Origin of the sequence: Micromonospora sp. NPDC048999, assembly GCF_040649295.1 — a bacterium.
GTDB lineage: Bacteria > Actinomycetota > Actinomycetes > Mycobacteriales > Micromonosporaceae > Micromonospora.
In genome coordinates, this window is sequence record NZ_JBEZFI010000005.1 from 153,920 (window position 1) to 174,591 (window position 20,672).

Genomic DNA, 20,672 nt, shown 5'->3' on the forward strand with positions numbered 1-20,672 from the left:
TGCGCCGGGGTGACGGAGCCCGAACAAGCCTGTGTGAAAACCTTCACCGACGGCTCGAACAGGGACCTGAGCGAGGAATGAACTGATGGCACTCCGCTGGCGGGCGGCGATGGAACTCGCCCTGTACGGCCCGGATGGCTTCTTTGTCACGGGTATCGGGCCGGCTGCCCATTTCCGCACCAGCGTGCACGCCTCGCCGTTGTTCGCGTCCTGTCTGCTTCGCCTGCTCAACTCCCTTGATCGCGCGCTGGGCCATCCCCCTCGTCTCGACGTGGTGGATGTCGGCGCGGGTCGGGGTGAGTTGCTCCGGGCGCTGTTTTCGGGGGTTTCCGGAGAGTCCGCCCAGCCGTCTCCCGCTGCCCCGATCCCGCTCGCGGATCGAGTACGCCTCACGGCTGTCGAGAAGGCATCCCGCCCCGAGGACCTCCCGGCTGAGATCGACTGGCTGGACGAGACACCCGAGGGGATCACCGGCCTTCTGGTGGCCACCGAGTGGCTGGACAACGTCCCGCTCGACCTGGCCGGGCACACCGGTGACGGCTGGCGCTACCTAATGGTCGACCCGCTGACCGGCGCTGAGTCACTGGGCACCCCGGTGACCGCCGAGGACGCCGATTGGCTGACCCGCTGGTGGCCCATCCCCACCTCCCGACCGTTGATCAAGGAGTTTGCGTCCGTCGGAGGCCCGGAACCAGACCCAAACCTGTTGATCAACAGGGTGGTGGCGCGGGGGGAGATCGGGCGGGCGCGGGATGAGGAGTGGGCGGGGGCCGTCAGCAAGGTTGAGCGGGGGGTGGCGCTGGCGGTGGATTACGGGCATTTGCGCGACGACCGACCGCTCGACGGGACGGTGACCGGGTACCGGGGTGGGCGGCAGGTGCCGCCGGTGCCGGACGGGTCATGCGACGTCACCGCGCACGTCGCCATCGACTCGGTCGCCTCTGCCGGTGAGCGAATTGCCCGGTGTGCGTACACCCTGGTTTCGCAGCGGGAGGGGCTGCGGGCGCTCGGGGCCGACGGCGGGCGACCGCCGCTGAGCCTGGCCTCGCGCGACCCCGCCGGGTATGTCCGGGCGCTGGCCGCCGCGTCGGCGGTGGCCGAGCTGACCGACCCGGCCGGCCTCGGCGGGCACTGGTGGCTGCTGCAACCGGTCGGCGTCACCCTGGATCGGGTCATGGCACGATGACGGTCATGACCACGGACGCCGGCGACCTCCGCGAGCTGACCGTCGGCACCGGCGCCGGCGGGGAGCAGTTGGGCACCGACATGGTGCTGAACATCGGCCCACAGCATCCGTCCACGCACGGGGTGCTGCGGCTGAAGCTGGTGCTCGACGGCGAGCGGGTGGTCTCCGCCGAGCCGATCGTCGGCTACATGCACCGGGGCGCGGAGAAGCTCTTCGAGGTACGCGACTACCGGCAGATCATCGTGCTGGCCAACCGGCACGACTGGCTCTCGGCCTTCTCGAACGAACTCGGCGTGGTGCTCGCCGTGGAACGGCTGATGGGCATGGAGGTGCCCGAGCGCGCCGTCTGGCTGCGCATGGCGCTGGCCGAGCTGAACCGGGTACTCAACCACCTGATGTTCCTCGGCTCGTACCCGCTGGAGATCGGCGCGATCACGCCGATGTTCTACGCCTTCCGCGAGCGGGAGACCCTCCAGACGGTGCTGGAGGAGGTCTCCGGCGGCCGGATCCACTACATGTTCAACCGGGTCGGCGGGCTCAAGGAGGAGGTGCCGGCCGGTTGGACCGGGCGGGCCCGGGCCGCCATCGGCGAGGTCCGCCGGCGGATGCCCGACCTGGACAACCTCATCCGACGCAACGAGATCTTCCTGGCCCGCACGGTCGGGGTGGGCGTGCTGTCGGCGGCGGACGCCGCCGCGTTCGGCGCGTCCGGGCCGGTGGCCCGGGCCTCCGGGCTGGACCTGGACCTGCGCCGGGACGAGCCCTACCTGGCGTACGACCAGCTCGACGTGCCGGTGGTGACCCGGAGCACCGGGGACTGCCACGCCCGCTTCGAGGTGCTGCTCGACCAGGTGTACGTCTCACTAGACCTCGCCGAGCAGTGCCTGGACCGGGTGGACCGGCTCACCGGACCGGTGAACACCCGGCTGCCCAAGGTCGTCAAGGCCCCGGAGGGGCACACCTACGCGTGGACCGAGAACCCGCTCGGCATCAACGGCTACTACCTGGTCTCCCGGGGTGAGAAGACCCCGTGGCGGCTCAAGCTGCGCACCGCCTCGTACGCGAACGTGCAGGCGCTGGCGACCCTGCTTCCCGGCTGCCTGGTGCCGGACCTGATCGCCATCCTGGGCTCGATGTTCTTCGTGGTCGGCGACATCGACAAGTAGGTTCGGCCCGCACAAGATCTTGGCAGAAAACGGCCCCTGGAGGGGCCACCTTCTACCAAGATCTCCGCGAGGGCGGGGCGTCGCGCGGCGGGTCGTCGGAGTATCGGGGTGGGGCAGGGTCGGGCCGCCGGTCGGGGTGGCTGCTGTGGGGTGGGCGCCAGTCGTTCGGCACCGGCACCCCGCCCGCCGGCAGTTCCGGCCGGCGTTCCTCCGCCCAGCCGGGCCCGGCCGTCCTGGGCGCACCATGGTCACGGCGGGGCTCGCGGACGGACGCCCAGCGGTCCTCGACCCGATACTCGGTGCCCGCCTCGGCGGCCTGCACTGCGGCGTGCCGCTCGCCGACCCGGATCTCCCGGCCCCGTTCGTCGTCCCGGACCGAGGCCCAGCGGTTGCCGGCGCGCAACTCCGACCAGTAGTCGCCGTCCGGGTCGTCGGCGGCTACCCGGCCGGCCCGGTCGTCGCGCCGCCCGTCCCGGCCCGCCGACCAGGACTGCTCGTCCCGCCTCGTGTCCCGGCTGCCCGGCTGCCACCGTTCGTCGGCCGGCCCCTCCGCTGCCGCCGGCCAGGAGCGCTCGTCGGCCGGCCCCGACCAGGAGCGCTCGTCGGCCGGCCCCGACCTGGGGCGCTCGTCGGCCGGCCCCGACCAGGAGCCGCCGTGCCAGGACCCGCCGTGGGCGGGCCGGGCGTGGTCGCCGCCGGACCGGTCGCGGTCGTCCGCCGGCTCCCGGTACCCGGGCCGGGGGCGCTCCTGCGAATCCACGCCGTTCCCCGGCCGATCCTCCGAAACCGGCGACCAGCGGCCGGCGTATCCGCCGTAGTGGGTGCCGGCCACCGGGTCGGCACCGCCGTCCACGATGGTGTGCCGGGTGGTGACGTGCACGGTCTCCGTGTGGTGCACCACCCCGACCGGACGGGGTTCCGGGCGGACGTCCGGCTCCGCCGCACGCGAAGCGCCGTAGACGCCGGGCTGCGGGCGGTCGGCGTCGTAGCGGGCGCCCGGCTGCTGGCGGCGGGGCCGCTCCTCCTCGTCCCAGCCGGCGGGTCGCCCCCCGCCGGTCGGTGCCGGCTCCTGGGCAGCACGGTGACGGGACCGCCCCTCGTCGTACGTCTCGGCCGCGGGCACCCGGGCGCGGTCGCCAGGCGGCTGCTCCGCGACCGGCGCGGGCCTGCCCGCGGCGGCGGCCATCCCGGCGGCTGCGGCGTCCAATCGGCGGCGCAGCGCGGTGACCGTCTCCTGCGTACGTTGGGCCTGGTCGAGCGCCTCGTTGCCCCGGTGCGCGGCGGCCACTATCTCGCTGCGCAGCTCGTGGCGGAGCTGCTCGATCTCGTCGCGCAGCTCCTCGGTGCCGGCCGCCCCGTCACCGCTCTCGGCCCGCAACGCGATGGACAGGCCGATCAGCACCACGGCGAGGATCGCCAGCACCACGCCGATCCGCAGCGAACCGCCGCCGTCGGCAACCAGGATGAACAACGCGGCCAGGGGCGCGAGCCCCACACCGACCCAGAACAGGACGGTCAGCGACGACGAGGTGCGTTTCTCGGCGGGAGCGACCGGGGCGGGCATGGCTGAGCAGCGTACCGAGATTTGCCCCGGTAGGGAACGCTTCCAGGCGCAGTCCCGACGAGCCCGGTCGCCGACGGACCGCCGGGGTCCGTCGGCGACCGGCGACTGCTCCGGGTCGCGGCGCGGCGTCTCCCACGCCGAGCCGGAACGGCGCGGGTCAGCTCGCGGCGAGCGCCGCGTCGGAGGAGAGCACCAGGCCGACGCTGGCCGCGCCGGTCTTCAGCGCGTTCTTGGTCTGCGGGCCACCCGCGTCCAGCGAGCTGAACGAGCCGGCCTTGAAGTCGTAGACCTGGACCAGCCCGGCCTGGCATTTCGGCCGCTGCGGGCACTCCGGCGGGCCGGCCAGCACCGTCGCCTCGCCGGAGCACTTGGCGGCGAGGTCGGAGAGCGTGGTGACCTGGTACTTGTCGGCAAACGCCTGGGTGACCGCGAAGGCGTTCTGATCCTGGGCCTGCGACGGCTGGCCGAAGGTGATGCCGGCCTTGTCGCCCGCGGCCTTCAGCGCGCCGACCGTCTTGTCCAGCTCCGGAGAGGAGATGGGCTCGGCGTCCTTGCCGTTGGCCTTGGTGTTGAGGAACTCGGCCATGGTGGCCGCGTACTCGGGAACGATCTGGATCTCGCCCTTCTCGAGGGCCGGCTCGTAGAGCTCGCGGCTACCGATGGTCTGCACCTTCACCTGGTAGCCGGCCGAGGTGAGCGCGATCTTGTAGAGCTCGGCGATCAGCTGGCTCTCGCTGAAGTTGGCGGCCCCGACCGTGACCTGCCCGCCCGGGCCCCTGTCGGCCTGGCCGAGGCCGTTCGCGTCGGCGAACTCCTTCGCCGCGACCTGCGGGGTCTTGCGGTCGACGTCGACCATTCGGTTCAGCTCGATCAGCTTGGTGGTGTCGAGCGCCGCCGAGACCTTGTCCAACGCGGCGACGAGCTCTGGGGTGGCCGCCTTCGCGTTGATCGCGGGAATGACGTTGTCGGTGTTCTGGAGCTTCTTGTCGTCGGTGAGGACGACCAGCTTGTCGCCCGCGACCGGGGCGCAGCCGGCCCCGGAGGCGCCCTGCGCGGGGGCCTCGGTGCCGGAGGAACCGGCGTCGCCGCAGCCGGCGAGCAGTGCCGCCGAGGTGAGGGCGCCGAGCGCCCCGACGGCCATGCGTGTGCGTGCGCGCGCGTGCATCTGTGCCCGCCTTCCGTGTCCCGGCGCGACCCACTCGGGCCGGCCGCGTGTCCGACAGGCGATCCGATCGGCCGCCCGCTCTTGCCTCGGGCGATCCCTTTCGCCACCCGCGACTTCAGCCAATATCCTCCGGACGGGACCGACAAACCCGAAGCGGATTTCGTCACCGGATCGTCACCCGACGCCGATTCACCCGGTTCAGGAACCCGCCGTCGCGTCGGCCGGACGACGGTTCGCCGCTCGCCGGGCCCGTCGCAGCGGACGCGGGGTGACCACCCGCTCCAGCAACGCCAGCGCCCCTTCGACCAGCAGCGCCAGCCCGGCGACCAGCACCCCGCCGGCAAGGATCTGCCCGCCCCCGGCCGCGATGTCCAGCCCGAAGCCGGCTCGGATGATCTGCCCCAGCCCGCCGCCGTTGACGAAGGAGGCCAGGGCCGCGGTGGCGACCACCTGCACTGCGGCGGTACGGAAGCCGGCGGCCAGGTACGGCACCGCCAACGGCAGTTCCACCTGGCGCAGCACCTGCCCGCCGGAGAGGCCCATGCCCCGCGCCGCGTCCCGGGCCTCCGGGTCGGCCTGCCGCACCCCGGTGTACGCGTTGGCGAGCAGCGGCGGCACCGCGAACACCGCGAGCGCGACCACCACCGCCGGTCGGCCGAAGCCGAGGAACGTCAGGGGCAGGATGGTCAGCAGCGCCAGGGTGGGAACGGCGAGGGTGACGTTGGAGACCAGCAGCACCAGACCGCCGCCCCGGCCGGTGTGCCCGAGCCACAGCCCGATCGGCCAGGCCACCAGGCAGCCCAGCAGGACCGCCAGCGCGGACATGCTCAGGTGCTCGCCGAGCCGGTCCAGAATGCCGCCCGGGTTCGTCCAGTTCAGCGGATCGTTCAACCAGACGACCGCCTCGCGGAGGTGGTTCATGAGGCGCGTCCGCGCAGCCAGGGGGTGAGCAGCCGGCCCACCCCGGCCAGCACCAGATCCAGCACCAGCGCGAGCAGTACGCAGAGCACTGTGCCGGTCATGATCTGGGCCTTGTAGAAGTTGTTCTGGAAGCCGGCGAAGATGATCTGGCCCAGGCCACCCCGGCCGATCACCACCCCGACGGTGACCAGGGCCACCGTGGAGACGGTGGCCAGCCGGAGACCGGTGAGGATGCCCGGCAGGGCCAGCGGCAACTCGATCCGGAACAGGCGGGCCCAACGGCCGTAGCCCATTCCCTCGGCGGCCTCCAGGACCTCGGGCGGCACCTGGTGCAGCCCGGCGAGCGCGTTGCGGACGATGGTCAGCAGCGCGTACAACACCACCACGGTCAGCACCGTCACCGCCCCGATGCCCAGGGTCGGTCCGAGGAACGCGAACAACGCGAGCGACGGAATCGTGTACAGCACACCGCTCACCGCGAGCACCGGCCCGGCCAGCGAACGGAACCAGTACGCGACCACCGCCAACGGCAGCGCCACCAGCGCGGCGAGCAGCACGGCCCGGGCGGTCAGCCAGGTGTGCTCGCGCAGCGCGGCCAGGATCGTGTCAGAGTTGTCCCGCACGTACTGCCAGGAGAACCACGGGTTGCCCGGCGCGGTCCGGTGACTCAGGTGAAGGGACACGCGTGAACGTTACCCCGGGAGCCACCACCGGACACGGCGCCGCATCGATCACCCTCGAACACATCCGCAAACGCTACCCGGACGGGACGGAGGCGGTGCGGGAGCTCAGCCTGGAGGTGAAAGCCGGCGAGCTGGTGGTGCTGATCGGCCCCTCGGGCTGCGGCAAGTCGACCGTGCTCCGCATGATCAACCGGCTGATCGAGCCGTCCGGCGGCCGGATCCTGCTCGGCGACGAAGACGTCACCCAGGTCGACCCGGTGAGACTGCGCCGCCGCATCGGATACGTCATCCAGAACGTGGGCCTCTTCCCGCATCAGACGGTGGCCGCCAACGTGGCCACGGTGCCCGGTCTGCTCCGCTGGCCACGGCAGCGGACCCGGGAACGGGTTGACGAGTTGCTGGAACTGGTCGGGCTCGACCCGGGGCAGTTCGGCCGCCGCTACCCGCACGAGCTCTCCGGCGGCCAGCGGCAGCGGGTCGGGGTGGCCCGCGCACTCGCCGCCGACCCGGTGGTGCTGCTGATGGACGAGCCGTTCTCGGCCGTCGACCCGATCGTGCGGACCCGGCTGCAGGAGGAGTTCCTGCGGCTTCAGGCCGAGGTCCGTAAGACCATCGTGCTGGTCACCCACGACCTCGACGAGGCGGTACGGCTGGGCGACCGGATCGCGGTGCTCTCCGAGGGCGGCCGGCTGGAGCAGTACGACACCCCCGCCGCCCTGCTCGGATCACCCGCCGCGCCGTTCGTACGCGAGTTCGTCGGGGCCGATCGGGGCATCCGCCGGCTGGCGGTCACCCCGGTCACCCGGGACGCGCTCGACCCGCTCCCGGCCGGCGCCCCGGCCGGCCTGCCGGCGGTGCCGCTGGGCGGTTCGGCGTACGACGCGCTGGGCACGCTGCTCACCTCGGCCGCCGAGCATGCCGTGGTGACCGAGGACGGCCAACCGGTCGGGTTGCTCAGCCGGTCTCGGCTGCTCGACCTCGGCGCGCTGGCCGACCGACCGGCCCCGCCCGCCGGCGAACGGCCGTCCGCGGTCAGTGCTTCATCAGTCAGTGCTTCATCAGGTAGTCGATGAAGGCGGCCCGCAGCAGCGGCGCGGCCTCCTGGTAGCCGTGGCCGGTCAGCTCCCGCCAGAGGGCGTTCGCCTCGTCGACGGTCGGCCCGACCGAGTTGGGTGCGCCGTCCAAGGCGGCAGCCTCATCCGCGTTGGGCAGGTGCCGCAGCACCGACCAGAAGAACCCGACGTCACGCCGGTGCCGGGCCAGGGCGAAGGCCTGCTCGCGCAGCTCCTCAGTGGAGAGCTTGTCGAGTTCGTCGAAGGTACGGCCGCCGGGCCCGGTGGCAGGAGTCCCGGTCATGCCACCGCCTCGCTTCGCTCGGCGACGGCATGAGGTGCGACCGGCCTGTGCTGATGATTCGCTCGCTGACGCTCGCTCATGCGCCGAGCCTAACCGGCGAGATCAGGTTCGGCCCGCCGGACGCGTCGCGGTCAGCGGTCGTCGGCGTCCCAGCGACGCGGTTCGTGCTCCCAGCGCGGGGTTTGCCACGCATCGAGGGTCTCGGTGGTTTGCACCGGCAGCACCGGTGGCCAGGCGTCGGCCGGCTCCGGCGGCCGGGTCAGCGCCCAGCCGGTGCTGATCGTGCCGTCGCCGGACGGTCCCGCCTCCAGGTCGGCGGCCGAACGCGGCCGACCGAATCTCTCGACCAGCCGGGTGACCAGCAGCCCTACCCCGAGCACGGCGCCGCCGATGGCCCACCGGTTGATCGTCCAGCCCCCGGCCCGGGACCAGATCAGGAAGACCGTTACCAGGCTGACCGCGAACAGGGTGCCGAAGATCCCGCCGCGCCGGCCGTACGCGCTGGTGCCGGCGAGCAGCGCGGTGCCGACCGCGAGCACCGACCAGTTCAGCCCGGAGCCCGGCGTGATCGGGCCGCTCCGGTTCGCCGCGAGGAGCACCCCGCCGAGCATCGCCAGGACGGTGGAGCCGATCAGGGCAAGCGTGGCCACCGTGGCGGCGACACCGCCCCGGCGGCGGGCCGGGTCGGCGACCGCCCGGAACCGTCCGACCAGCCGTCGGATCGGCCGCATCGCGCCGAAGAGCCCGCCGAGGACGGCCAGCGCGGCAAAGCCGACGAAGAGGTAGATCGCGGTGGGCCGGGGGTCGTAGCCACCCTGGACCGGCACCGGATCGGTACGCCGCTCGATGTACGCGATGACGCCCGCCGCGCCGGCCAGGCTCGCCGCCCAGCCGGGCACGTGCAGCACCACCACCGCCAGCCCCAGCGCCAGCCCGCCGAGCGCCGCCACCGCCAACGCCGGGAGCAGCACCTCCCCGAGGCCCCGGTCGCCCTGCTCGGCGAAGTGCAGCGCGGCGGCCAACGCGACCGGGCCGATCGCCAGGTTCACCACGGCCGTGCGCAGGCTCAGCCCGGCGGCGAGGGCGAGCAGCCCGAACCCCGCCACGTCGACCAGGAGCGACCGGAGGGCGTCCCCGCGCAGCGCGTCCGCGTCGTCCCGCCACAGCAGCCAGGTGACCGTGGCCAGCCCGACCAGCAGCAGGACCTCCCAGACCACGTGTACGGCGACCCGGTCCCGGCCCGGCTCGCCGTGCGCCGGGTCGTCGAAGACGTTCTCCAGTACGGCGGCCGGCACATTCGACGACGACTCCGCCGGCGCGCCCCGGCCCGTCTCGTCGTACCCCATGGCCGCGCCTCCCACGTCGCCGGCCGCACAGGGTCCGACGCGCGGCGGACCGGCGGCGGCCGTTGCTCTCCGGTCGCCAGGGACGGTACCCGCGGGGTGGGGTGGGTGGGAACCCCTCCCGGATCAGCGCTGCCCGGGCCGGCTCTCGCGGTCGCCGGAGGGGTGGTCCTCGTCGTCCTTCTGCTCCGGCACCCGGCAGGCCCGTTCCAGCCAGAGCGCCGCGGCGACCAGCGCGAGTGAGGCGACGGTCCCGCTCAGGCCGGCCGGCCGGTCACCGACGGCCGCGTTCGTGTGTTCGATGAAGAGCCAGCCGGTCAGGCCGGCGTAGAAACCGGCGAAGATCGCGCCGGCCAGCGCGGATGCCTTGGCCAGCACCACGAACCGGGCAACCAGCAGCGGGTTGAGCGGCTCCCGCCCGGGGCGGCCCTCGATCTTGCCGCGGGTGTTGACCGCCGCGTATCCCTCCAGCACGGCCAGGCCGGCGAGCGTGACCACCGGCAGCCAGGGCAGGCTGGGCGCGACCTCGTAGTAGAAGGTGCTGATCAGCAGCCAGGCCACCGCCGCGGCGGCCAGGCCGGCCACGAACAGCGTCGAGATCCGGGTGGGACCCATCCGGAAACGGTCGGGGTCGCGCGGGGATTGCGCCTGACTCATGCGTCCGACTCTAACGTCAGATCCGGTCGAGGGCCGAGTTCCAGGGCGTCGGAGGCCAACGGCTCGGCGTTGAGCAGGTCGGTCAGCCAGCCGTGCCCGGGCAGCTGGCCGTGCGGCTCGATGTCGATCCACGGCCGCAGCACGAAGGCCCGCAGCTGGGCACGGGGGTGCGGGAGGGTCAACTCGGGGTCGTCGCTGAGCACCGGCTGCCCGTCCTCGTGCCACACCGCGATGACGTCGACGTCGAGGGTGCGCGGCCCGTACCGGCGCTGCGGGTCGCGGGTCCGCCCGGCCGCCGCCTCAGCGGCGTGTGCCCGGGCCAGCCAGTCGCGCGGGCCGGCCGCCGGGTCCGCGACCATGAGGGCCGCGTTCAGGTACGCGGGCTGGTCGGCGTCCCCCCACGGGGCAGTCTCGTAGACACCGGACACCACCAGCACCGCATCGCCGAACGCGGCCACCGCCGTGCGCAGGTGGGCGAGCCGGTCGCCAAGGTTGCTGCCGATCGACAGCACGGCCCGGGTCACCGGGTACGCCGCATCGTCACGGCCACGTCCCGGAAGGCGTGCGGGATCGGGGCCTCGGGCTTGTGCACGGTGACCGTGGCGGCGGCGACCAGCGGTTCGGCCAGGCAGACCGCGAGCAACCGGTCGGCGAGCGTCTCGATCAGGTTGACCGGCTCGCCGGTGATCACCGCGACCAGCTTCTCGGCCAGTTCGCCGTAGTGCACGGTGTCGGTCACCTCGTCGGAGCGCGCGGCCGGGGCGAGGTCGAGTTCGAGCACCGCGTCCACCACGAACTCCTGCCCCTGGGCGCGCTCGAAGTCGTAGACCCCGTGCCGGCCGTGCGCGCGGAGACCGGTCAGCTCGATCCGGTCGGTCACCGGTCTCCCTCCCCGGCGGCGGGCAGCATCAGGCGCGGGCTGCCGGTGGCCCGCCAGACGGCCAGCGCGTCGGCCGTGCCCCGAACGTCGTGCACGCGTACGCCCCAGGCGCCGGCCGCCACCGCGAGCAGACTGGTGGCGATGGTGGCCGCCTCGCGACCCGAGGTGGGCCGCGGGGTGCCGTCGGAGTCGGCGAGCAGCCGGCCCAGGTATGACTTGCGGCTCGCCCCGAACAGCAGCGGGAAACCCAGGTCCGCCAGTTCGGGAAGGCGGGTGCTGAGGGCCCAGTTGTGCGCCGCGGTCTTCGCGAAGCCGAGCCCGGGGTCGATGATGATCTTCTCAGCGGCGACCCCGGCGGCGAGCGCCTCGTCGACCCGCTGGCTCAACTCCGCCCGGACCTCGGCCACCACGTCGGTGTAGGTGGCCAGGTCGCGCATCTCGCGGGCGTGTCCCCGCCAGTGCATGAGCACCCAGGGGCAGCCGGCGTCGCGGACCACCCGGGCCATGTCCGGGTCGGCGAGACCGCCGGAGACGTCGTTGACCACGTCGGCGCCGGCGGCGAGGGCCGCCTCGGCCACCCGGGCCCGGCTGGTGTCGATGCTGGTCGGGATGCCGGCTGCGGTCAGCGCGCGGATCACCGGCAGCACGCGCGCGATCTCGGACTCCGCGTCGACCCGGTCGGCGCCGGGCCGGGTGGACTCGCCGCCCACGTCGACCAGGTCCGCGCCGTCGGCGCGGAGTCGCACCCCGTGTCCGACGGCGGCGTCGAGATCGGCGTATCTGCCGCCGTCGGAGAAGGAGTCGGGCGTGACGTTGAGGACGCCCATCACCACCGGGGCCTGCGCCCCTACCAGCTCGGTCACGACCCGACAGTACCGGGCGCTGGCGGGGCTTCCGGCGGCCCGGGGGATCGCCACCAGCGAAGGCCCTGACATGCGAATTGGAACAGGCGTACGGTCGGTCGTCCGGGCCACTTCCGGTCGAGTCTTCGCGGCTTGTCGCAAAGGTGCCCGGCCCGTACGCTTTGGAATTGCCCGGCATCGACATGGCGAAGCCTGGAGGGAGGGCCGAAGCGGGAGAAATCCCCCCAAAGCCCGCCACTCTCCGTGGTGGCTGACGAACGCAGCGTTGGGGGACACTGTGCGCCCATTGAGCACCATCCCGCCGGGTTTGCCTACTGCACCATGCGGCACCGCCGGCCGCGACATGGGGAGGTTTCAGTGATCGCCATCGAGCTCATGGGGACGGTGACCGCAACCGTCGACCACGCGCTCCACACCCTGGCGTCGACTCCACTCGCCGAGCCGGCCCCCAAGGGCATCAACACCGAAGGCGTCGTCACCTTCTTCGCCAGCAAGATCGCGCCGATCCTGCTCGCGGTACTCGGCGTCATCTTCATCGGGCGGGCCGGCCGGGGCGAGATCTCCAAGGTGCTGACCAGCTCCGCCATCGCGATCGTCGGTCTGGCCTTCATCGCCGGCGCCGCCACACTCTTCTTCGTCGGCGACTACCTGATCAACCTGATCTTCCAGTAGGCGCGGGCGACCATGCGGCTGCGCACCGACGACGACATCTACCGGGCTCGTCTCGTCTACCTCGGGCCGCCCGGCTACACCCTTCCCGTCCACCTGCCGTACGCCCAGTACGGCGTGTTCATGCTGCTCGTACCCCTCTACATGTTCGTCCACTGGTTGTTCACGCTGCAGGTCGAGCTCTTCCCGGCCTGGGAGATCGCCCTCGCCATCGTGACCACCTCGTTCATCTTCCGGCACGTCGACCCGGACCGGCCGGCGCGCATGGTCATCCGGACCGCGCTGACCGACTGGCGACGCACCCGGGAGCCGGCGGCCGAGCAGCGCGACCCGCGCCTGGTGGCGAGCCGGATCAGGATCCGGGAGGAACTGGCATGACCGGGCGTACGCCGATGGCGCAGCCGAACGACGCGGGTGAGGCGGTCGCATGAGTCGCTCTTCCACGCCGGGTTCCCCGGCCGGACGTCCGGCCGGCCCGCACGGTCACCGAGCGCGATCGTTCGACTACCCACAGGGTGAGGAGTTGGACGAGGCCACCCTGGATCCGGCCCTGGTGACCAGCCCTGGGCACGGTCGGGTCGGGGTCTTCCAACCGCCCCGACCGGCGGCGCCGCGCGCGTCCGGCCATGAGCAGCGGGTGCCGACGGTCGGCGACAACCCCGACATCGATTCGCCGTTCCTCGACCTCTTCGGCGGCGCGCAGCCCGGCGTACGGCGTCCCGCCAGCCGCCCCCCGAACCAGAGCCCGCCGGTCGCGGCCGAGCCGACCCCGGTGGTGGCGCCACCCCGTCGCGGCATCGGGCGGGAGGCGCCGCCGATTCCGCACCAGCCCGCAGCCCCGGCCGAGCCGGTCACGCCGCCCCCACCCGCCGGCCGCGACGAGCCGCCGGACGAGCCGCCCGCCGCCCGACCGGGGGAAACCGCCCCCGGCGTACGCCCGGTGAGCCACCCCCGCGACGGGTCGGACGCCGGGCACCGTGCCGATCCGCCGGACCGGCCCACCGGACGCACCGCGCCCGATCCGGAGCCCGCCACCCGCGCCCGGGTGCCGCACCAGCCCGGCGAGCGGCTCCCCTCGCTCCGGCCGACCACCGAACCCGAGCCGGCCGACCCGGAATCCACGGTCGACGTTCCGGCCCGCCGAGGCGATCGGGGCACGGTGGAGGGGGTCCGGCCGCGCGGCCGCGAGGTCACCACCTCCGCCACCCGGGAGATGACGCCGCCACGGCAGCGATCCGCGGAGCGCAGCGGCAAGCCCGTGAAGCCGGTCCGGGTACGCCCACCAAAGATCAAGTTCGGCGACCGCGACCCGTCGGTCGAGCTGGCGATCACCGAGATCGCCGGCCACCTCACCTTCACCCCGAACACCGTCACCGCCTGGTACTGGCTGCCCGAGGTGCGCTGGGCGTTCCGCCCCGACGCCGAACGGGAGGCACTGCTCTCGGCGATCTCCGAGCAGTACGCCGGCCTGGCCGGCTTCCGGCTGCACCTGCGCCGCACCACCCGGCCCTTCCCGGCCGACGAGTGGGCGCGCACCATCGACGCGCACACCGCGTCGCCGCTGGCCGACGTGCCCGGCACACCCGGTTGGGCCGACCATCTGGTCGCCGCCCAGCGGCACCTGATGGCGGTCAACCACGCGGAGGGGCAGACCTACCTGGGCGTCACCTTCGCCCGCCGGTCGCTGGGCGACTCGCTCACCGAACGGCTGCTGCGCGCCTTCGGTCGGGGCACCGCCGACGGCGAACGACGCAAGCTGGGCCGTACCGTCGAGCAGTTCGACGAGGTGCTCGGAGCGTTCGGCATGCGCGGGCGCCGGGTGACCGCGCAGGAGCTCGAGTGGCTGCTCTATCGATCCGTCGCGCTCTGCATGGCACCGCCGGGCGCCCTCTCCCCGGTGACCGACAGCCGGTGGGAGCGGGGCGACCTGCTCGCCCTCACCGAGCAGGTGGAGCGCTACCGGACCCCGTACGGCTCCACCGTGAAGCTGGTCAACCGGATGACCGGCGAGGAGCGGCACGTGGCCGTGCTCGCGGTCGGCCGGATGGAACCGCTGGAGATCCCCGAACGGCACGAGCCCTGGTTGCACTTCCACGAGCGGCTGCCGTGGCCGATGGAGCTGTCGACCCGGGTGGACATCCTCGGCTCAGGCGACTCCTTCCGAAACCTGGAACACCGGCTCCGGATGATCCGGTCGCAGCAGCTCGACTACGCCGAGCACGGCATCGACGCGCCGCCGGAGCTGGAACGGCTCGCCAAGCGTGCCCTGGTGATCGGCGACGAGATGACCACCGGTCTGCCGGTCGACTCGGCCCGGGCCCACGGCTGGCACCGGATCGCGGTCGGCGGCCGGACCCGCGAGGAGTGCCTGGAGCGGGCCCGCCGGCTCATCCAGCTCTACTCCCGCGAGCTGCGGATCTCGCTCCAGCACCCGAAGAACCAGGACTGGCTGGCCCGCGAGTTCATCCCCGGCGAGCCCATCGCCAACACCGGCTACGTCCGGCGGATGCCGGTCAACCTGCTCGCCGCAGCGCTGCCACAGGCCGCCTCCACGGTCGGCGACCGGCGCGGTGACCTGATCGGTCGGACCGCCGGCACCTGCCGCCGGCCGGTCTTCCTCGACCTGCACTTCCCCATGGAGGTGCGCGAGCGCTCCGGCCTCGCAGTCTTCGTCGCCGAACCGGGTGGCGGCAAGTCCACCCTGCTCGGCGCGCTCGGCTACCTGGCCGCCCGGCGCGGCGTCCAGGTGACCCTGCTCGACCCGTCCGGCCCGCTGGCCCGGCTGTGCGCGATGCCGGAGCTGGCGCCGTACTCGCGGGTGCTCAACCTGACCGGCTCCGAGCAGGGCACTCTTGCCCCGTACGCGCTGATCCCGACGCCGCTGCGCAGCGAGTTCAGCGCGGGAACGGCGGGCGACCGGGAGTTCGAGATCGCAATCTCCAACGCCCGGGCCGAGCGCCGCATGCTGGTGCAGGACATCTGCATGATGCTGGTGCCGCCGCAGGTGGCCCGGGAGGCGTCCACCGCGACCCTGTTCCGGCACGCCGTACGCCAGGTGCCCGCCGAGGAGACCTCCACCCTGGACGACGTGGTCGCCTGCCTGCAAGAGCTGGACGACGAGCCCGGCCGGGAGTTGGCGCACCTCCTGCTGGACACCGCCGAGATGCCGCTGGCCATGCTCTTCTTCGGCCGCCCGCCGGAGGGCCTGCTCGGCGCCGACGCGGCGCTCACCGTGATCACCATGGCCGGGCTCCGGCTGCCCGATCTCAAGATCGAGCGCGAGTACTGGTCGGCCGAGGAGGCGCTCGCCCTGCCGATGCTGCACACCGCGCACCGGCTCGCCGTTCGACGCTGCTACGGCGGCTCGATGTCCTCACGCAAGCTGGTCGGCCTGGACGAGGCCCACTTCATGGAGGGCTGGCGTTCCGGGCGGTCGTTCCTGGTCCGCCTCGCCCGCGACTCCCGCAAGTGGAACCTCGCCGCCCTGGTCGCCTCGCAGAACCCGAAAGACATCCTCGGCCTCGACGTGCAGAACCTGGTCTCCACCGTGTTCGTCGGCCGGATCGCCGAGGACAACGAGATCGCCTCCGAGGCGCTGCGCCTGCTCCGAGTGCCGGTCGACGACGGCTACGAAGCCACCCTGGCGTCGCTGTCCCAGGCCGACTCCGGCTCGGCCGCTCGCCTCGGCTTCCGCGAGTTCGTGATGCGCGACGTCGACGGGCGCGTGCAGAAGGTACGGGTCGACGTGTCGTACGTCGACGGGCTACTGGAACACCTGGACACCACCCCCGCTGCGGTCGCCCAGTCGGCCGCGGCACTGCCGACCGTCCTGGCTGATCTGGAGGCGTGACATGGCTTGGCCGTGTTTCATGAGGCACGCCCGAGCGAGCCGAGGCCCAGGCGGCGGTCCGACAACGCCGCCGGCCGTCGTCTGGGTCCGGCGCAGCCGGGCAGGGTCTCATGAAACACGGCCTGGGGCCCGGGCAAGGATCACTGCGCTCCTCCTCGTGCTCGGCGTACTCGCCGTGGCCACCATCTCCTGGCCGCTGGTCGGGGCCACACCCGCGTACGCCGCCGAGCCCACCCCGGCACCTGCTGAGCTGTGCACCACCAAGGAGTGGCAGGCCGACTTCCGCGCCTGCGTCGCCAAACTGCACTCGGTTGCTGACGATCAGGTCACCTGCCGCAACGCCCCCGTACCCAGCGCGCCGGACTCGGGCCTGGCCGGTTGGTTCGCGTCGCGTCCCGACTCCGCGAAGCTGCCCGGGCCGAAGGGGCTCTACAGCGACTACGGCTACGCCGGATACAGCTACACCACGTACGACATCGACGGCGGCTGCGCATCGTCGGTCCTCCATCCGGACTACCGCTTCACCAACATGGTCGCGAACGGCGAGTTCATGTTCGCCGACGCGGTGATCGGGGCGTCCAACGCGCTACGTGAACGAGCCTGGGACCCGCGCTCGATGTGGCGCTGGGCAGACCCGCTGGTGGAGCAGGCCACCAAGGCCGTCTACCAGAAGGTCTTCAGCGTCTTCGGCATCATCACGCTCTGTGTGGTCGGCCTCTATCTGATGTGGCGCTCCCGCCAGTCGGACATGAGCAACGCGATGACCACGGCCGGGTGGGCGGTGCTGGTGATGGTGGCGGTGACCGCGCTGGCGGCCTGGCCAGTGAAGTCGGCGAACATCGCCGACAACGCCCTCGTCACCACGCTCGGCGTCGTACACGACGCCGTCGGCCCGGCATCCAGGGACATCCCGGCGGACAAGTGTGTGCTGCCAAATCCCGATGCATGCGTCGACAAGCGCCCGCCTGCGGTCCGGGCCAGCGACACCGCCACCGAAACAATGCTCTATCGGAACTGGCTGCGGGGCGTGCTCGGCTCGGCCGACAGTGAGACCGCCCAGAAGTACGGACTGGCGCTCTACGACGCCAAGTCGCTCTCCTGGGAGGAGGCGGAAAAGCTCCGCCAGAACCCGGCGACACGCGAGGCCACCATCAAGGCCAAGCAGCAGCAGTGGGCCCGCGTGGCCGAGCAGATCAAGACGGAAGACCCGGAGGCGTACGAGTACCTCACCGGCGTCCGGGACATGGACCGGGTCGGGGCCGGCTTCATCGCCGTGCTGGCCTCGCTGCTCTTCGCGATGTTCGACCTGACCGCCTCGCTACTGGTGCTGCTCGGCTTCCTGATCTTCCGCTGGGCGGTGATCGCCGCGCCGATCCTCGGCACGGTCGGTCTGATGCGTCCGGCGAGCGCCGGCCTTCGCCGGCTGGCGAACGCGGTGGTGGCGGCCATCTTCAACATCGCCATCTTCGGCACCGGCGCGGCCATCTACCTGTTCGCGGTCGACCTCATCATGAACACCCCGACCCTGCCCGGCTGGCTGCAGGTGGTCCTGGTCTGGCTCTGCGGCGTGGTGGGTTGGCTGCTGCTCCGCCCCTACCGGCGGATCACCCAACTAGGCGGCAAGGACAGCAGCGAGGCGATCAGCTCGGCCGGTTCGTGGCACCGCCGGTTCTTCCGCGACATGCGAATCGCGGCCCGGTTGGACGTGGCCGAGCCCGGCGGCACCGCGGAGCCCCGGACCGGCCGGCGACGCGGCGTGGCGCTCGAGCAGAGCAGCCTGCGGCCGGAGGCCCGGCACGAGGACCCGTCGCACGCCGCCACGGCCACCGAACGAGAGCGGCCGAACGGACGGGAAGGGGTCGATGAGGCTCCCGCGCCCGAGCGGAAGGGCGGACGACCGGCACCACGCCAGCGCCGACAGCCGGCGAGCTGGACCGAACCCGACGTACCGGAGGAGGCGCCCTCCTTCGCCATCTACCGGCCGGACTCGGCCGGCCGGGAACCTGCCAAACCGGCGCCCCGGGTGCGCTCCGAGGCACGGTGAAACCGATGCGTCGAGCGCTGGAGTTCCTCTTCACCCGGGTGCTGAGGTCCCGGCTCGGCATCGCGCTCGTGATCGCCGCCTTGGTCTTCGGCGTGATCGGCGCGGCACGGCTGGTGTCCGAGCCGATCGACCCGGCGTCCGGCCTCAACAACCGGCCGCGCGAGCCGATCAGCACAGTCGATCCGCAGACCGGTGACGACGGGGTGCTGTCGAGCCCGGGAGTGCCCACCCCCAGGACCCCCCCGGGTGACCTGCCCCCCGAACAGGCCGCCGACCGCTTCACCGCCGCCTGGCTGACCGGCCCGGGCAGCAGTGCGAACGATTGGCAGGCCCGCCTGCGGCCGCTCTCCACGCCCGCGCTGACCGAGAAGCTGACCGACGCGGACCCGGAGCGCGTGCCCGCTCGACGGGTCGTCGGTCAGGTGACCCTTCGACCCCGGACGGAGTCCTTCGTGGAGGCGCTGATCCCGCTCGACAACGGTCAGCTCCGGCTCGAACTGGTGGCACCCGACGGTCACTGGCTGGTGGACGCGGTCGACTGGACGCGGCCATGAGCGCGGCGACGGGCCAGCCGACGGGCCGGCGGAAGCTGCGGCTGGGCGCCGTGGCCGCCGCGGTGACCGCGGTGCTCACCCTGCTCTGCTGCGTCGGCGGCGCCGGGGCATTCTTCCTCACCGAGCTGGGCGGCGACGACCAGACAAGGCTGACCGCCGGCCTGGCCTGCGACCCCTCCTACCAGGTCGACCTCACCGGGGACATGCCACGGTTCAGCGAGTACGGCGATGGCCAGCTCCGCAACGCGGCAATCATCATCAAGGTCGGCCAGGACATGCACGTGCCCGCTCGCGGCTGGGTGATCGCACTGGCCACCGCGATGCAGGAATCCGCGCTGCGCAACCTGGCCAACAGCGCGGTGCCGGCGTCGCGGATGCTGCCGCACGACGGCGTCGGCTCCGATCATGATTCGCTCGGGCTGTTCCAGCAGCGGCCCGGCTGGGGCAGCGTCCAGCAGCGGATGACGCCTTCGTACGCCGCGCGGAAGTTCTACGAGAAGTTGCTCAAGGTGCCGAACTGGCAGCAGCGACCGCTGACTGTGGTGGCACAGCAGGTCCAGGTCAGTGCCTTTCCCGATGCGTACGCCAAGCACGAGGACCTGGCCGGCCGGATCGTTGACGCGCTCGCCGGTGGCGCCGCCCGCACCGTGGAGATCGCCGGCAAGGCGGTCTGCGATGCCGCAGCCGGCGCTCGGATCGCCGCTTCCGGCTGGACCGCTCCGATCGTTGGTGGCGTCGGCTCCGGCTTCCGCACCGCCGAGCGCCCCAACCACAACGGCGTCGACATCGCAACGGGCAAGGCAACCCCGATCCACGCGGCGTCCGCCGGTCGAGTGCTGGTCGCCCGCTGCGATCCCGACTTCTCAGGGCGACGGGACTGCGACCGGGACGGCTGGCCGGGCAAGGGTGGCTGCGGCTGGTTCGTGGACATCCTGCACGCCGGCGGCTACATCACCCGCTACTGCCACATGGTGGAGCGCCCCCGTGTGGTGCCCGGACAGTCGGTAGGGGCCGGCCAGGTGATCGGCCTCTCCGGGACCAGTGGAAACTCCTCCGGCCCACACCTGCACTTCGAAGTGCACGTCAACGGCGACCGGTCGAACCAGGGCGCGATCAACCCGGTGCCGTTCATGCGGGACCGGGGCGCACCACTGGGCGACACGGCGTGAGTGACCCGCTGCCCGACCCTTTCGCGGATCAGCCCGACTGGGCGCCGCTGCCGCCCCGGCCCATTGAGATCGTGCCCGCCACCGGCCGGATCGAACTGCGCGGCCAGCGGGTGCTGGTCGGCCTACCCGGTCTCGGTTGGCGTGGTGACCTCCGCGCCGACGAGCGGGTCGTGCAGGGCAGCCGCACCTACGTGCCGGTCATCGCCGAGCACGAGTGGTACCGCGCCGAGTCCGAGCAGGTGGAGGTGTTCGCACCGCTGGTACCGGTGGAGCGGGTCTGGGTGGAGACGGTGGGCGAACGTCTGCCGGCCAGCCGGCCGGCAGAGCCGGGCCTCCGGCTGGTCTCCCTCGACGCGCCCGCCCATCGCGCGCCCACCCCGGTCTTCGAGGCGGACTCGGTGGCCGGCCGGCGCGTGGTGCAGGTGACGGGAGCGGCCGATCAGCGCGACCTCCGAGCGGTGACCGAGACCTACTCCGGCACGGACGGGGACATCTGCGTCCGCGTGGCAGCCGAGGTGGAGTGGTACCGCTGGGCGTGGCGCGGCCAGGCACCGACCACCCTGGAGGTCCCGGTCCACCTGCTATGGATCGAGTGAGCGTGC

19 protein-coding genes and 1 pseudogene are annotated in these 20,672 nt (G+C 72.6%); 10 read left to right on the forward strand and 10 right to left on the reverse strand.

The features are described from left to right. Positions 1-85: 85 nt before the first annotated feature. Entirely contained in the window at positions 86-1,186 is a 1,101-nt protein-coding gene (locus tag AB0C02_RS10040; protein ID WP_357543162.1) for an SAM-dependent methyltransferase, read from the forward strand. Continuing rightward, positions 1,183-2,352 carry an NADH-quinone oxidoreductase subunit D gene (locus tag AB0C02_RS10045; RefSeq protein WP_357543164.1) on the forward strand — a complete coding sequence of 390 codons (1,170 nt, stop codon included), beginning with the start codon at positions 1,183-1,185 and terminating at the stop codon, positions 2,350-2,352. Before AB0C02_RS10040 ends, AB0C02_RS10045 begins: the two co-directional genes overlap by 4 nt. Positions 2,353-2,404: 52 nt before the next feature. Here AB0C02_RS10045 and AB0C02_RS10050 read toward each other — a convergent pair whose 3' ends face one another. The 4 genes and pseudogenes from AB0C02_RS10050 to AB0C02_RS10065 all read right to left on the reverse strand — a co-directional run bounded on the left by AB0C02_RS10050 (position 2,405) and on the right by AB0C02_RS10065 (position 6,685). Further along, positions 2,405-3,916 (reverse strand): hypothetical protein, encoded by a 1,512-nt coding sequence (locus AB0C02_RS10050; protein ID WP_357543166.1) that lies wholly within the window; start codon positions 3,914-3,916, stop codon positions 2,405-2,407. A gap of 157 nt (positions 3,917-4,073) precedes the next feature. Then, positions 4,074-5,248, reverse strand: a pseudogene (locus AB0C02_RS10055) (glycine betaine ABC transporter substrate-binding protein). Between the two features lie 31 nt (positions 5,249-5,279). Continuing rightward, positions 5,280-6,002 (reverse strand): ABC transporter permease, encoded by a 723-nt coding sequence (locus AB0C02_RS10060; protein WP_357543168.1) that lies wholly within the window; start codon positions 6,000-6,002, stop codon positions 5,280-5,282. Next, on the reverse strand, positions 5,999-6,685 hold the full coding sequence (locus AB0C02_RS10065) for an ABC transporter permease (protein ID WP_357543170.1): 687 nt from the start codon (positions 6,683-6,685) through the stop codon (positions 5,999-6,001). Before AB0C02_RS10065 ends, AB0C02_RS10060 begins: the two co-directional genes overlap by 4 nt. A gap of 2 nt (positions 6,686-6,687) precedes the next feature. Here AB0C02_RS10065 and AB0C02_RS10070 point away from each other — a divergent pair, with 2 nt between their 5' ends. After that, positions 6,688-7,758, forward strand: a complete 1,071-nt coding sequence (locus tag AB0C02_RS10070) for an ATP-binding cassette domain-containing protein (protein WP_357543172.1) — start codon at positions 6,688-6,690, stop codon at positions 7,756-7,758. On the opposite strand, the gene AB0C02_RS10075 is transcribed toward AB0C02_RS10070, so the two are convergent. From AB0C02_RS10075 to folP, 6 genes are all read right to left on the reverse strand, one after another. Next, on the reverse strand, positions 7,733-8,041 hold the full coding sequence (locus AB0C02_RS10075; RefSeq protein WP_357543174.1) for a hypothetical protein: 309 nt from the start codon (positions 8,039-8,041) through the stop codon (positions 7,733-7,735). The two genes, AB0C02_RS10070 and AB0C02_RS10075, sit on opposite strands and share 26 nt — an antisense overlap. A 131-nt stretch (positions 8,042-8,172) precedes the next feature. Then, positions 8,173-9,402, reverse strand: coding sequence for an ABC transporter permease (locus AB0C02_RS10080; protein ID WP_357543176.1), 1,230 nt, complete (start codon positions 9,400-9,402; stop codon positions 8,173-8,175). 108 nt (positions 9,403-9,510) lie between these two features. Continuing rightward, positions 9,511-10,041, reverse strand: coding sequence for a DUF3180 domain-containing protein (locus AB0C02_RS10085; protein WP_357543178.1), 531 nt, complete (start codon positions 10,039-10,041; stop codon positions 9,511-9,513). Then, positions 10,038-10,565 (reverse strand): 2-amino-4-hydroxy-6-hydroxymethyldihydropteridine diphosphokinase, encoded by a 528-nt coding sequence (folK, locus tag AB0C02_RS10090; protein WP_357543180.1) that lies wholly within the window; start codon positions 10,563-10,565, stop codon positions 10,038-10,040. The genes AB0C02_RS10085 and folK overlap by 4 nt, the downstream gene beginning before the upstream one ends. Continuing rightward, the gene (gene folB / locus AB0C02_RS10095) at positions 10,562-10,921 is read right to left on the reverse strand and encodes a dihydroneopterin aldolase (protein ID WP_357543182.1); all 360 of its coding nucleotides are present in this window, start codon (positions 10,919-10,921) and stop codon (positions 10,562-10,564) included. Before folB ends, folK begins: the two co-directional genes overlap by 4 nt. Next, positions 10,918-11,784 carry a dihydropteroate synthase gene (folP, locus tag AB0C02_RS10100; protein WP_357543184.1) on the reverse strand — a complete coding sequence of 289 codons (867 nt, stop codon included), beginning with the start codon at positions 11,782-11,784 and terminating at the stop codon, positions 10,918-10,920. The genes folB and folP overlap by 4 nt, the downstream gene beginning before the upstream one ends. Positions 11,785-12,141: 357 nt before the next feature. Here folP and AB0C02_RS10105 point away from each other — a divergent pair, with 357 nt between their 5' ends. The 7 genes from AB0C02_RS10105 to AB0C02_RS10135 all read left to right on the forward strand — a co-directional run bounded on the left by AB0C02_RS10105 (position 12,142) and on the right by AB0C02_RS10135 (position 20,666). Beyond that, the gene (locus AB0C02_RS10105; protein WP_357543186.1) at positions 12,142-12,456 is read left to right on the forward strand and encodes a hypothetical protein; all 315 of its coding nucleotides are present in this window, start codon (positions 12,142-12,144) and stop codon (positions 12,454-12,456) included. 12 nt (positions 12,457-12,468) lie between these two features. Continuing rightward, the gene (locus AB0C02_RS10110; protein WP_357543188.1) at positions 12,469-12,831 is read left to right on the forward strand and encodes a hypothetical protein; all 363 of its coding nucleotides are present in this window, start codon (positions 12,469-12,471) and stop codon (positions 12,829-12,831) included. Positions 12,832-12,880: 49 nt separating this feature from the next. Continuing rightward, positions 12,881-16,303: an ATP-binding protein gene (locus AB0C02_RS10115; protein WP_357543190.1), complete on the forward strand. Its 3,423-nt coding sequence runs from the start codon at positions 12,881-12,883 to the stop codon at positions 16,301-16,303. A gap of 157 nt (positions 16,304-16,460) precedes the next feature. Then, positions 16,461-18,347 (forward strand): MFS transporter, encoded by a 1,887-nt coding sequence (locus AB0C02_RS10120; RefSeq protein WP_357543192.1) that lies wholly within the window; start codon positions 16,461-16,463, stop codon positions 18,345-18,347. After that, positions 18,344-18,901 (forward strand): hypothetical protein, encoded by a 558-nt coding sequence (locus AB0C02_RS10125; RefSeq protein WP_357543194.1) that lies wholly within the window; start codon positions 18,344-18,346, stop codon positions 18,899-18,901. The genes AB0C02_RS10120 and AB0C02_RS10125 overlap by 4 nt, the downstream gene beginning before the upstream one ends. After that, positions 18,898-20,070, forward strand: coding sequence for a M23 family metallopeptidase (locus tag AB0C02_RS10130; protein WP_357543196.1), 1,173 nt, complete (start codon positions 18,898-18,900; stop codon positions 20,068-20,070). Before AB0C02_RS10125 ends, AB0C02_RS10130 begins: the two co-directional genes overlap by 4 nt. Next, positions 20,067-20,666 (forward strand): hypothetical protein, encoded by a 600-nt coding sequence (locus AB0C02_RS10135; protein WP_357543198.1) that lies wholly within the window; start codon positions 20,067-20,069, stop codon positions 20,664-20,666. The genes AB0C02_RS10130 and AB0C02_RS10135 overlap by 4 nt, the downstream gene beginning before the upstream one ends. Positions 20,667-20,672 lie beyond the last annotated feature (6 nt).